Source organism: Nostoc sp. DedVER02, from assembly GCF_034530675.2.
Taxonomy (GTDB): domain Bacteria; phylum Cyanobacteriota; class Cyanobacteriia; order Cyanobacteriales; family Nostocaceae; genus Nostoc.
In genome coordinates this window covers 299,648-313,298 of sequence record NZ_JAVRCP020000001.1, presented here as the reverse complement: position 1 = coordinate 313,298, position 13,651 = coordinate 299,648, and the positions used below count along the sequence as shown (strand labels likewise).

8 protein-coding genes are annotated in these 13,651 nt (G+C 38.0%); 6 read left to right on the top strand and 2 right to left on the bottom strand.

The genetic code is table 11. The annotated features are described in order from the left end of the window. Positions 1-655: 655 nt before the first annotated feature. From RMZ41_RS01305 to RMZ41_RS01290, 4 genes are all read left to right on the top strand, one after another. Positions 656-1,450 (top strand): glutathione S-transferase family protein, encoded by a 795-nt coding sequence (locus tag RMZ41_RS01305; protein WP_322639723.1) that lies wholly within the window; start codon positions 656-658, stop codon positions 1,448-1,450. A 97-nt stretch (positions 1,451-1,547) separates the two neighbouring features. Then, complete coding sequence (locus RMZ41_RS01300; RefSeq protein ID WP_322639831.1) at positions 1,548-3,278, top strand: ATP-binding protein; 1,731 nt, start codon at positions 1,548-1,550, stop codon at positions 3,276-3,278. A gap of 596 nt (positions 3,279-3,874) precedes the next feature. Next, positions 3,875-4,858 (top strand): RNA polymerase sigma factor, RpoD/SigA family, encoded by a 984-nt coding sequence (locus RMZ41_RS01295; protein ID WP_322639722.1) that lies wholly within the window; start codon positions 3,875-3,877, stop codon positions 4,856-4,858. 304 nt (positions 4,859-5,162) lie between these two features. Next, entirely contained in the window at positions 5,163-5,882 is a 720-nt protein-coding gene (locus RMZ41_RS01290) for a hypothetical protein (RefSeq protein WP_322639721.1), read from the top strand. Between the two features lies 1 nt (position 5,883). On the opposite strand, the gene cobO is transcribed toward RMZ41_RS01290, so the two are convergent. Together cobO and RMZ41_RS01280 are read right to left on the bottom strand one after the other, a co-directional pair. After that, entirely contained in the window at positions 5,884-6,561 is a 678-nt protein-coding gene (gene cobO, locus RMZ41_RS01285; protein ID WP_322639720.1) for a cob(I)yrinic acid a,c-diamide adenosyltransferase, read from the bottom strand. Positions 6,562-6,905: 344 nt separating this feature from the next. Continuing rightward, positions 6,906-7,358 carry a GFA family protein gene (locus RMZ41_RS01280; protein ID WP_322639719.1) on the bottom strand — a complete coding sequence of 151 codons (453 nt, stop codon included), beginning with the start codon at positions 7,356-7,358 and terminating at the stop codon, positions 6,906-6,908. 142 nt (positions 7,359-7,500) lie between these two features. On the opposite strand from RMZ41_RS01280, the gene RMZ41_RS01275 reads away from it, so the two are divergent. Then, the gene (locus RMZ41_RS01275) at positions 7,501-8,037 is read left to right on the top strand and encodes a nucleotidyltransferase family protein (RefSeq protein ID WP_322639718.1); all 537 of its coding nucleotides are present in this window, start codon (positions 7,501-7,503) and stop codon (positions 8,035-8,037) included. A 190-nt stretch (positions 8,038-8,227) separates the two neighbouring features. Further along, positions 8,228-13,648, top strand: a complete 5,421-nt coding sequence (locus tag RMZ41_RS01270) for an AAA family ATPase (RefSeq protein ID WP_322639717.1) — start codon at positions 8,228-8,230, stop codon at positions 13,646-13,648. Positions 13,649-13,651: the final 3 nt, after the last annotated feature.

Genomic DNA, 13,651 nt, shown 5'->3' with positions numbered 1-13,651 from the left:
GAGGGAAGTAAAATTTTTTCCCGGAAGAGTTTTTGTTAGTGAGGTCAAATATCTAACCTTGGATGAAGCTGATAAGTATAAAATATACTTACCACATATTTTATGTAATAAGTAAATTTTTTCTATTACACCAACAATTAAAAAGCCCCACTTGGTGTAGCCTCAACTCTCAAAAAGTATGAAAACTTCACATTTATAACGTAGGAGTTACAATAAACTGTAAGAAACACTACACTTAAGTGCTAATTTATATACAAAGCAGTACGTAAATTAATAGGTGATTAAAAAGTCCTAAATCCCACACGCAATAAGGCAATATCTCGGAATTAGCCATTAATTATTCAACAAAAGCACAGAAACTAATTACCTAGATATCCTAACGTAGTCTCACAGTGGCGGAACTTAAAGTAACTGCTGAAAATTTGCAACTGAGGGGTTAGGTTTATTTATGTATGTCGTATGAAATTATTTAATTATTTGATATTTGAATCAGAAAATCATACTTTTTAAATCGATGATTTCGCCAAAAATCAAGCATGAGTTCAATCATAATCTCAACTAGATAGACAAAAAGCAACTAATGTAAAGAAAAATTACTTTAACTAAAGATACAATTGTAAAGTTTAAGAAGTTGACCAGTTATCAGGTATACAACATGCTGGAATTATACCAATGGGAACTATCTCAATACTCAGAGAAAGTACGCCTAATTCTAGACTTTAAAGGATTAGATTACCGCAAAATAGAGGTTACGCCTGGGATTGGACAAGTAGAACTGTTCCGGCTGACTGGTCAGAAGCAAGTCCCAGTATTAAAGGATCGTAATAAATATATTGCGGATTCTACGGAAATAGCTAAGTATTTAGACTTAGAGTATCCCGATCGCCCAATAATACCCCAAGATCCCAAAAAACGGGGTTTAACTTTGTTGATAGAAGAATGGGCTGATGAGTCTATAGGCATCAAAGGACGGAAAGCACTATTTGCAGCAGTAAGTCAAGATCAAAATTTCCGCAAGTCTTTATTACCCACTTCAACACCAGATATATTTAAAAGTCTGGTTGGAGGAGTACCTACTGACTTACTGACAGTGTTGGGTTTTGGAGTAGGCTATAGTCCAGATGCGATCCAATCAGCGATCGCATCTTTAAAACAAGACCTAGAAGCGTTAACGTTATTATTGGCAGATAGTCCTTATTTAACTGGCGATGAGCCGACTTTAGCTGACTTAGCAGTAGCTGGCTTATCGATATTACTCAAGTTCCCCCCTGGCCCCTATCTGGATTTACCAGCTTCCCTTAGAGGTAAAGGATTACCAATTTTTTCAGAGAATATAGATTATGAACCATTCTTTACCTGGCGCGATCGCATTTACACCCAATTCCGTAAACCATTAATCAGTACCACTTCACCAACAGGGAGTGCGCCAACTTCGATTCAGATTGATTAGATAATTGGGCATTGGGCATTGGCGATGGGGCATTGGGTGGAGAATGACCAATAACCAATGACCAATGACAAATGACAAATGACAAATGACAAATCAGATGAATTCGGGACAGCCATTAGGTTCGGTCATTCAAGGTTCTCTAACTGAAGGTTTAGAAGTACGATTGCATCCTGACATTTCTGTAGAAGATATGCGGGTTGGTAAGTTTCTTGTTGTGCAAGGGATGCGATCGCGCTTTTTTTGTATGCTGACAGATGTAGCATTAGGCGCTGCTAATGCCCGAATTATTGCTAATCCGCCCAATTGGGAAGACACTTTTTTACGAGACGTTCTAGCCGGAAGTGGTACTTATGGTACTATCAACCTCGCGCCGATGTTGATGTTCACTCCCGAAACTGAAGAATCTTTCTCCCCAACAAATGGCAAATCGGCAAATCCCTTTATCCCATCGGTGACGGGTTTGGCTTCATTTGTGCCACAAACCAGCACGACGATGGAATTGTTGCCTGTTAAAACTATTCCTAGCCACTTTAGTCAAGTTTACGAAGCAAGTGTTGATGATTTTCGCCGCGTATTTGGTTGGGAAGATGACCCCCAAAGGCGTAATTTTTCCATCGGGAAACCTTTGGATATGGATGTGCCCGTTTGCATCGATTTAAACCGCTTTGTGGAACGGAGTAATGGGGTTTTTGGGAAATCTGGTACTGGTAAATCCTTTCTAACACGGCTACTTTTAGCTGGCGTTATCCGTAAAAGTGCGGCAGTCAATTTGATTTTTGATATGCACTCTGAGTATGGCTGGGAAGCCGTTGCAGAAGGGAAGAACGTTAATACAGTTAAGGGATTAAAGCAACTTTTCCCTAGTAAAGTAGAAGTTTATACCCTCGACCCAGAATCTACAAAGCGCCGGGGTGTGCGTGATGCTCAAGAACTTTATTTGAGTTACGAGCAAATTGAAGTTGAAGATATTAAGTTATGTAGTCGAGATTTAGGACTCTCCGACGCAGCCCTGGATAACGCCAATATTTTATACAGTGAGTTTGGCAAGTCTTGGATTGTCCAACTGCTAAACATGACTAACGAAGAAATCGAGATGTTCTGCGACGAGAAGCGGGGACACAAAGGCTCGATTATGGCATTGCAGCGCAAACTATTGCGGATGGATAGCTTGAAGTATATGCGAGCGGTTTGCCCCCAAAATTATATTAGTAAAATTGTGCAATGTCTGGAATCTGGGAAGAATGTTGTGATAGAATTTGGTTCCCAGTCTAATATGCTCTCTTATATGTTGGTGACGAATATGATCACCCGACGTATCCACGAGCATTACGTCAAAAAAGCAGATAAATTTCTGCAAAGCAAAAATCCTAGCGATCGCCCCACGCCGTTGATGATTACCATTGAAGAGGCACATCGTTTCCTTGACCCAGCAGTGGTACAAAGCACTATCTTTGGGACTATTGCCCGTGAACTGCGAAAATATTTCGTCACACTTTTGGTAGTTGATCAACGTCCATCGGGTATTGATAATGAGGTTATGTCCCAGATTGGGACTCGGATTACCGCTTTGCTGAATGACGAAAAAGACATTGATGCGATTTTTACGGGTGTATCTGGTGGTAGCGGACTGCGATCGGTACTGGCAAAGTTAGACTCTAAGCAACAAGCTTTAATTTTAGGTCACGCCGTTCCCATGCCAGTAGTAGTACGTACCCGTCCTTACGACGCAACTTTTTACGAAGAAATTGGTGAGCCAGCCTGGGAAGAAAAACCTGACGCGGAAGTATTCGCTGCTGCTGAACTCGCCAAAGCTGATTTGGGATTCTAAAATTATTTGTCATTTGTCATTGGTCATTAGTCCTACCCTGCGGTAAGTTGCTGATTTAATCTACATCAAGATTAATCCGCTACCGACCAATTCCCAATCCCCAATTCCCAATTCGTAACATCCCCCATCCTCACAAGAAAATAAGTTCGGTTATCCGGCTAGTTCTTGGCAACAGAAGAGGGGTTTTTGGGGTCACTATAGATATAGTCAGTAATTTCAAGGAAGCCTAAAAGTTTTTTCCAAATGCGTAATTTTGGATTATAATTTAAACCTTTATCTTAAGAGACTTTACTATCTGGCTGATTTATCGTAATATAAAGTAAGTAAAAGTCATAACGACTTCGGATTTATTAGTTGCTGTCATTAACTACCTAGAAAAATAATTCTCAAAAATAACCAGTGTGCTTATAAGAGATTGAAAAATTTAGGGAAGGTAGGGGAACCTATCTTGGGAGCTTACCGTCTTCATAACGGCTGTAGCAATTGATAATTGTTTTTAGTAGCTTCCAATATTTTTTGATAGATTTACTACCTTTATCGATCAATTTTAGTAAGAAAAAATACATTTTATTTACGGAGTAGAGGACAACGCACCAATGCCTACTGTCAATACCCAAACGGAAAACCTCAACACCAGATTCACGGCTGATATGGTGCGAACCTATCTGCGAGAAATTGGTCGTGTACCACTGCTAACCCGCGAACAAGAGATTGTCTATGGGAAGCAGGTTCAACAAATGATGACACTCATTGATGCCAAAGAGGTTTTGGCGAAGAAACTGCACCGCGAACCAGAGATGTCAGAGTGGGCTGACGTGGTTCACCAATCGGAAACCGAGGTACAACAAACGGTGGCGCAAGGTAAGCGGGCAAAGCAAAAAATGATCGAAGCGAATTTGCGCTTGGTTGTTGCTATTGCGAAAAAATACCAAAAGCGAAATATGGAATTTCTGGATTTAATTCAGGAAGGAACACTAGGATTAGAGCGGGGTGTGGAGAAATTTGACCCAATGAGAGGTTATAAATTCTCGACTTACGCTTACTGGTGGATTCGCCAAGCAATTACCCGCGCGATCGCTCAACAAGGACGTACTATCCGGTTGCCGATCCACATTACCGAAAAACTGAACAAAATCAAGAAAGTGCAGCGTGAATTGGCTCAAACCTTGGGGCGATCGCCTACACCAGCTGAAATTGCCAAAGAACTGGAACTCGAACCGACTCAGATCCGCGAGTACCTGAACATGGCGCGTCAACCAGTATCTTTGGATGTTAAAGTTGGCGATAACCAGGATACTGAGTTGCAAGAAATGCTCGAAGATAGCGGCCCATCACCAGAGTATTACACCAACCAGGAATTCTTACGCCAAGATTTGAACAACCTGCTAGCAGAACTAACCCCGCAACAGCGAGAAGTTTTAGCCCTACGCTTTGGTTTAGAAGATGGCAATGAAATGTCATTGGCGAAAGTGGGTGAGAGATTGAATCTCAGCCGCGAACGTGTCCGTCAACTAGAGCATCAGGCTTTGGCTCATCTGCGTCGCCGTCGCGCCAATGTCCAAGAATACATTGCTAGTTAAATGTGGAGACGCGAAATCCTCGCGTCTCTACACTACCTTAATGATGCGCCTCCTAAACTTCAGGGGGCGATTTTTTTATTAACCTCACCCAATGGCATGAATCTATTGAATGAAGAATATATACTCTAAGTGGTGGTAATCTAAGATGGTTGAGCTAGATTGAACAAAAACTTTAGTTTTTGACAGTTTTCTTTTTTGGACAATAGTAATATAAATCGTGAACAGAGTCTTTCACAATTAAGACTTGGTTATAGTTTAAGTAAGTTCTAGAGAACTTAGTTGATTTTTTAACAGGAGAAGTAGGGTGCTTAACAACCTTTATCAGTTCTTATCTCCCCGCCAGTGGGGAATTTCCCTAGCAAGCTTAGGCTTACTTCTCGGTTTGGGCTTTATAGGCAAGCAGACTCAAGTAGTACCGGTTGCAAATTCTCCATTATCATCGGCTCAAATCCAGAAAAGCAAAACCTCCGAAAGCTCCCTTTTGTCTCAGTTAAGAAGAGTTAGAGAAGAAAGAAGTCAACAGAGAGCGGCTGCTGGGGAGACAGGGATTTTTATGCATAAGAGCGGAAAAACACTTCCTACAACCACAGCGCTGGTTCCAGATTCTCAAGGAGAAGGAGCAACAAAAAGCGCAGAAGGTTTACCAAAAGTGAATTTTCCTGTAAAAGATGGAGTTTATCTCTATGGTCAATCACCAAAATCAAACCAGCTTGGTCAAGGTTACATCATATTTCAGAAGCAACAAGACAAGATAACTGGTGCGCTGTATATGCCCCAGTCAGAATTTAATTGTTTTCAGGGTACGCTCAACAAGTCGGGAGAACTGGCAATGACTGTTAATAGTACGTCAAATGAAGCCAGTACTCCGCAGTCAAATCAGGTAGCTGCAAACAACACACTACCTAGAGTAAGTGAAGATGATTTCAGAAGTTATCCTTACTCTGTGGCTCTGCAAGACTTTTATCAGTTAAATTCCATCACAGCTAGCGATCGCCGCACGTTGCAAATGTGCAATAATCTTTAATTTAATACTCAATTCCTGGTTGTGCTTTAACACCTTGATCGCGGAAAGGGTGCTTAATTAAGGTCATTTCGGTTACGAGGTCAGCACGCTCAATTAAACCAGCAGGTGCGCCTCTGCCTGTAAGAATAACGTGCTTATTAGCTGGTTTTTGCGCCAAACCCGCCAAAACGTCCTCCAATGGTAAATAAGCCATTTTGAGGGCGATATTAATTTCGTCTAACAATACCAGTTGAAAATCTGGGTTGCGAATATATTCTAATGATTTTTCCCAGGCGGCGCTAGCTTTGTCTAAATCGCGATCGCGGTCTTGAGTTTCCCAAGTGAAGCCTTCGCCCATTGCGTGAAATTCTATCTGATCTTCCCAAGAACTGAAAACCCTTTTTTCAGAAGGTTCCCAACTTCCCTTGATGAATTGAACGATCGCTACTTTATACCCGTGACCTAGCGATCGTAACACCATGCCCAAAGCCGCAGTAGTTTTACCTTTACCGTTACCAGTATTTACAATAATTAACCCTTTTTCTGGTACGGCTTCTGCTATACGCTTGTCTTGCACTTCTTTGCGTCGCTGCATCTTTTTGCGGTACTGTTCATCAGTCAGAGATGATGACATTACCTCATCAATTAAGCGCCCAATTTCTTGGTCTTGGTTTAATTCTTGTGGTGTATCGTTTTTCATTAACCTTGTCTAGAAATAACTGTTAAAACTTTCGAGGAGGAACCGATATTCTGTTTAGAATTTAATTTTAGCTAAATCACATAATTGAATATGTCCAGCAAGATTTTTATGTAAAGATATTGATTCTGTGCTAATTTTATTTAACATAATTTCCAAACAAGTATGTAAAACTATATGATATACAAATTTAATTTCTAATTAGAGTTTAATATTACTATTTTAAATAATTTAATATGTTCATTAAAGTAATTTCTCAATATAACTTTGTTATTCTATCCTTTGCTACAGTCATCAGTTAAACTCCCAACTGAGGATATTAGCTTAACTATCATGTAATTGTGCGTTTATGAATGCTGCTGCGTCCATTTTTCCCACAAAGGGCGAACATCCTCTGGTTGTCCATCATAGTTGAGCAATTCGTCTGAAATTATCACCCATGATTGGGCACTGCGTGTCCAAATGTTACCCACTGGACGTAGCCAACTTGTATCATCTAATGTTCCTGCTTTGACGTTAATAGTGTTTGGGTTGTAAGTCCGTTCATGGAACAATCGCGTTCCGCAGTCGCCACAGAACAGGTTATTTACTTCACGTCCGTTATCACTTTTCCGAGTCCAAGCTTTCGGTTTTCCCTGAACAATTGCAACAGCATCTCGTGGTACGGTAAGAGACATTCCAAAAGCACTAGAAGATTGTTTCTGACACTCCTTACAGTGGCATAAATAGAGGGTTAAGGGTTCAGCGTGGATTTCATAACGAACCTGTCCACATTGGCAACCTCCAGTATATGGAATCATAGGTTTTGTTTTATCTCCTTAAAAATTATTCTAATAAACCTTGAGCCGATAAGTTTTATAAGAAGTTTATCAAGACCGTAAGCCTAATGAGATGTGAATGATAATATTCTCACCTTCTAGTTGATAATCCCAGGAGTTTGATATGAATAGTAACACTCGTTTACAGATGATTTTAGCTGATACACCTATTGATACAGTATTATCTGCGATCGCTCAACTAAATTTACCTAACTGGTGGTTAGCCGGTGGTGCAGTCAGGAACACCGTTTGGTCTTCGATTTTTGGTAATGACTGTAAGTTAGTTATTAAAGATTTTGATATTGCATTCTTTGATATAGAGGGAAATCGTTCTCAAGAACTAGCAGCAAAGACGACTCTCACAGAAAAATTTCCTCATGACGAGTTTGATGTCAAAAATCAAGCCAGTTTTGCTCGTTGGCGACTTGGTAGCAGACCTTATACTAGTACAGAAGATGCGATCGCAGAGTGGCTACATACTGCTACTGCTGTCGGAGTTCGATTAGATGCACAAGGCCAATGGCAATTTTTCACTCCCTACGGATTGGATGACTTGTTTGATGGCATTATTCGACCTACGCCAGTACATACTCACAACGTTGATGCCCATAATAAAGCATCTGGATTTTTACAAAAATGTTCTTATCTGCGGTTAGCGTAAGGATACAGTAGATTTTCATTTAAATAAGGGGGCGTACAGCTAGCTGTTCGCTCCTACGAATTATCTATATTTCACTGGATTCAGGATACTGGAACCACAATGTTAATAATTTTCTACCACTGGGAATAATTAAATTAGAACCCCTTTCAAAACAGGATGGGGAATAATACTACTTTATAGGCAAAACTCAATGCCAAATCGTACTGGATACCAAATCAACTCGACTCTTCATGAAGGAATCCAAACAATTATTTATCAAACACAAATACCAAAGACGCAACAGCGAGTTATTCTCAAGTTGCTTAAAAATGAATATCCTACCCTCGAAGCCTTTACTCGTCTGAAAAATGAGTATCAAATTCAGCAAAGTTTAGACCATCCCAATATAGTTAAAGCTATTAGTCTGGAAACCTTTGGTAATCGTGTAGGGCTATTGTTAGAAGACTTTGGCGGTCAATCTTTAGCCGAAATTCCTCAAACAGAAAATTTTGATTTAATTAGCAACTTAAATATTGCTATTCAACTGACTAAAGCTCTAGATTATTTACATAAACACCAAATTATTCATAAAGATATTAAACCTAGCAATATCATCATTAACTCCGAGACAGGCATTGTTAAACTCACTGACTTTGGTATCGCCTCCCGCCTCAATAAGGAAAATCCCCAATTTAATAACCCTAATTGCGTTGAAGGCACACTTGCCTATATGTCTCCCGAACAAACGGGGAGAATGAATCGTATTCTTGATTATCGCACTGACTTTTATTCTCTCGGTGTGACTTTATATGAAATCCTCACTGAGAAAACACCATTTTTAAGTAAAGATTCCTTAGAACTGGTTTATAGCCACATTGCTGTTCAACCGATAAATCCACAGTTATTAAATCCAAAAATTCCTAACGCCATCTCAGAAATTGTACTGAAGCTGATGGCGAAAAATGCAGAAGATAGATATCAAAGTGCTACAGGATTATTAGCAGACTTAGAATTATGCCTTAACCAGTTAAAAACTGAGGGTAAAATTACTGATTTTATTCCAGGTCGTTTAGATGTCTTAAGCCAGTTATTAATCCCTCAAAAATTATATGGTCGTGAAAACCAAGTTAATGAACTATTAGCTGCATTTGAGCGTGTTACATCTGGAACTAGTGAAATGATGCTAGTTTCTGGTTATTCGGGTATTGGTAAATCAGTTTTAGTTAATGAAGTTAATAAACCTATTACTCAGAGAAAAGGTTACTTTATTTCTGGTAAGTTTGACCAATTAAAGCGTAATATACCTTACGCCTCTTTAATTCAAGCTTTTGCTTATTTAATGCGATATTTACTTACAGAAAACAATGAAAAAATAGAAATATGGCGTGAGAAAATATTATTATCTTTAGGAACAAATGGAAAAGTTATTACCGATGTTATTCCAGAAGTAGAACTAATTATTGGTACACAGCCAGAAGTGGCCCAAATCGGGGCAACAGAATCACAAAATCGCTTCAATCGAGTTTTTAAAGAATTTATCCAAGTTTTTACCAAACAAGAACACCCTTTAGTCATATTTTTAGATGACTTACAATGGGCAGATTCAGCTACGTTAAATTTAATCCAACTCCTCATCACTGACACTGACACCAAACATCTATTGTTTATTGGTGCATATAGGGATAATGAAGTTAGTGCAGCACATCCTTTAATTCAAAAAATAGAAGAGATTAAGAATGCTGGCACAGTTGTTAATAATATTGTATTGCAACCTTTAGATTTAGATAATGTGACTCAGCTAGTTACAGAAACTTTACAACAAACAGATATTAACCATAATAAAGAATGCAGCGCTTTTGGCAATAAAATTATCGAACTAGCTGAATTAATTTCTAACAAAACAGGTGGAAATCCATTTTTTATCACACAGCTTATTCAGGCGCTTCATCAAGAAAAGCTTTTAACATTTGACTTCATAAATGCTCAATGGCAGTGGAATTTGGAAGATATTCGAGCGATTGGAATAACCGAAAAAAATGTAGTTGAGCTAGTTGCAAGTCGAGTAGAGAAACTGCCAAAATGTACGCAAAACGTTTTAAAATTAGCAGCTTGTGTAGGTGATAGATTTAGTTTAGATGTTTTATCAATAGTCAATGAAAAATCACCTTCTTTGACAGCCAATGATTTACACTCGGCTTTGCAAGCAGGATTAATTCTACCTTTAAGTGAAGCTTATCGTATTCCTTTAGTTTTTAATCAACAAGAAGCAGTTAATTTAAACTTTGACACTTCACGAGTAGGTTACAAGTTCTTGCATGACAGGGTACAACAAGCAGCATATTCGTTGATTCCAGAAGAACTCAAAAAATCTACTCACTTAAAAATTGGGAAATTGCTTCTACAAAATATTCCAAAGGACGAAATAGAAGCTAATATTTTTGATATCGTCAATCAATTGAATGTAGGTATTGTTAATCTAATAGAGCAATCGGAAAAAACTGAATTGGCACGATTAAATTTAATTGCAGGGAAAAAAGCTAAAGCTTCTACGGCTTACGAAGCTGCACTTAAGTACTTCACAAATGGGATAGAACTTTTAAATATAGATGCTTGGCAAACTGAATACACATTAACTATAAGTTTATATGAAGGAGCCGCAGAAGCAGCTTATCTGGGCGGTAATTTTGAACAGATGCAGCACTGGGCTGAGGTGGTGCAGCAAGAAGCCAAAATCCTTTTAGATAAAGTGAAAGTCTATGAAGTACAGATTATCGCTTCTATCATTCAAAGCAAGCAATTGGAAGCAATTCAGTTAGCAGTATCAATTCTGCAATTGTTAGGAATAAATTTTCCAGACGAACCCACATCAACTGATATTCAGCAGGGAATGGATGAAATTGCTGTTTCTTTAAAAGGGAAAGCGATCGCAGATTTAATTAACTTACCATTAATGTCCGATCCTAACAAGATTGCAGCCATGAGGATATTAATGGGAGTTCTCCCTGCGGCTTTTCAAACTGCTCCTGCAATGATGCCGATTATTGTCTGTAAAATGGTTAATTTGTCCTTAAACTATGGTAATACAGCTGTATCTGGCTATGGTTATAGTCTTTATGGCTTACTTCTTTGTGGAGTTCAAGGAGAAATTAATTCTGGCTATGAATTTGGTAAATTAGCTTCTAGTTTGGTGTCACAATTTGATTCTCAAGAACTCAAGGCCAAGATTCTAACAGTTGTTAGCGCTCATGTTATGCACTGGAAAGAGCATATTAAGGAGACATTAACATCATCAATGTCTGGATATGCTAGTGGTTTAGAAACCGGAGATTTAGAATATGCTGGCTATTGCGGTTACATTTATCCCTATCATTCATTTTGGTTGGGTAAGGAACTTTGGGTTTTAGAAAAAGAACTAACAGCTTATTGTGAATCGCTGAAAAAAATCAATCAACAAGTAGCTTTAACTTGGAATTTAGTATATTTACAAACAGTTTTCAATTTGAAAGGTAATTACGAAAATATAGACTGTTTAATTGGAGAAGCCTACAACGAGCAGAGTATGCTGCCAATTCATCAACAAGTAAATGACCTTTACACAATTAATCATTTATTTGTCAATAAACTAATGCTCTCTTACATATTTGGGGAGTATTTTAAGGCTGTAGAATATGCTGCGATCGCAGAAAAATCTTTAGGTGGCGTAACAGGGTTATTTGTTGTTCCACTCTTTTATTTTTATGATTCTTTAGCACATTTGGCAATATATCATACTGCTAAAGAGACTGAGAAGCAAGGTATCTTAGAAAAAGTCCAAGCTAATCAGCAAAAAATGGAACTCTGGGCTACTCATGCTCCCACGAATCACTTACATAGATTTTATCTAGTGGAGGCAGAGCGCTATCAGATTTTGGGCCAAAAGCTAGAAGCAATGGACTATTATGAAAATTCTATTGCCAAATCTCAAGAGAATGGTTTTCTCCAAGAAGAAGCTTTAGGCTATGAGTTAGCAGGAAAATTTTATCAGTCTCTAGGTAAAGAGTTAATTCATCAAACTTATATAACTAAAGCCTATTATGCCTATATTCGTTGGGGTGCGATCGCTAAAGTTAAGTACTTAGAATCAAAGTATGTTTTTCTAGTAGGACAAACTACCACTGTAGAAACTACTACCTCCAAAATAGATACAATTCACTTTACTACTACCACAACTACTAATAGTAGTTTAAGTGACTTTTTAGACTTTAATACATTCATAAAATTTTCGCAAGCGATTACCAACGAAATTGTTTTGGAAAGTTTATTAGGCAAGCTAATCAAGATTTTATTAGAAAACGCTGCCGCCCAAAAAGTAGTATTACTCCTACTTAAAGAGAATAAACTATATATCGAAGCTTCTGGAAATTCTGCTGACGATGTAGTAACGGTTTTAAGCTCTATTCCTGTTGAAACCTATCAGTATTTACCGCTCTCTGTGATTAATTACGTTTTTCGCACTCAACAATATCTTGTATTGAATGATGCAATAACTACAGAACCATTTAACTTGGATATTTATATTCAGGAATCTAAAACAAAATCAATCTTTTGCTTGCCTATAATTTACCAATCACAGCTTACTGGTATTATTTATCTAGAAAATAAGTTGTCATCAGGAGCTTTTGTTACAGAAAGAGTAGAGGTATTAAAAGTCTTAGTTTCTCAAATGGCTATTGCCATCCAAAATGCCCGTTTGTACACCAGAGAACAAGACAAATCTAAAGAATTAGAACAGTCAATCAAAGATTTACAAGAGACACAACTACAACTTATCCAAAGCGAAAAAATGTCTTCGCTAGGAAATTTAGTTGCAGGTGTAGCACATGAAATTAACAATCCAGTTGGTTTTATTACAGGTAGTATTGCCCAAGCAAAAGATACTGTTAATGATTTAATAGACTATTTACAACTATACCGAGAAAAGTTCCCGAATCCTGGTGCTGAGATTGAAGAAAAAGCCGAAGAAATAGATATAGATTTCCTGCTAAAAGATTTACCCAAAATGATTGATGGGATGACAGTAGGGACACAGCGCATTCGCAATATTAGTACTTCTCTCCGTACTTTTTCACGCGCCGATACTACATCTAAAATATTAGCTAATATTCATGAAGGTATCGATAGTACTTTGTTGATTTTACAGCATCGTCTGAAAGCTGATCAGAAACGTCCGGCAATTCAAGTCATTAGAGAGTATGGAAATATCCCATTGGTAAAATGTTATTTGGGACAATTAAATCAAGTTTTTATGAATATTATTGCAAATGCAATTGATGCTTTAGAAGAAGCAAATATTGGTCGTAGCTTTATAGAAATTCAAGATAATTATCCAAATATTATTACTATTTTAACTAATATAAATGAAGGCAATAATTTGACAATTAAAATTAAAGATAATGCTAAAGGTATGTCAGAAGATGTTAAAGCTTGTATCTTTGAAAACCTATTTACTACCAAAGGTGTAGGAAAAGGTACAGGATTAGGATTATCTATTAGTCGCCAAATTATAGTAGAAAATCATGGTGGAAGTTTGATTTGTGAATCAGTCTTGGGGCAAGGAACACAATTTATAATTTCTATTCCCATTTTGGGATAGTAA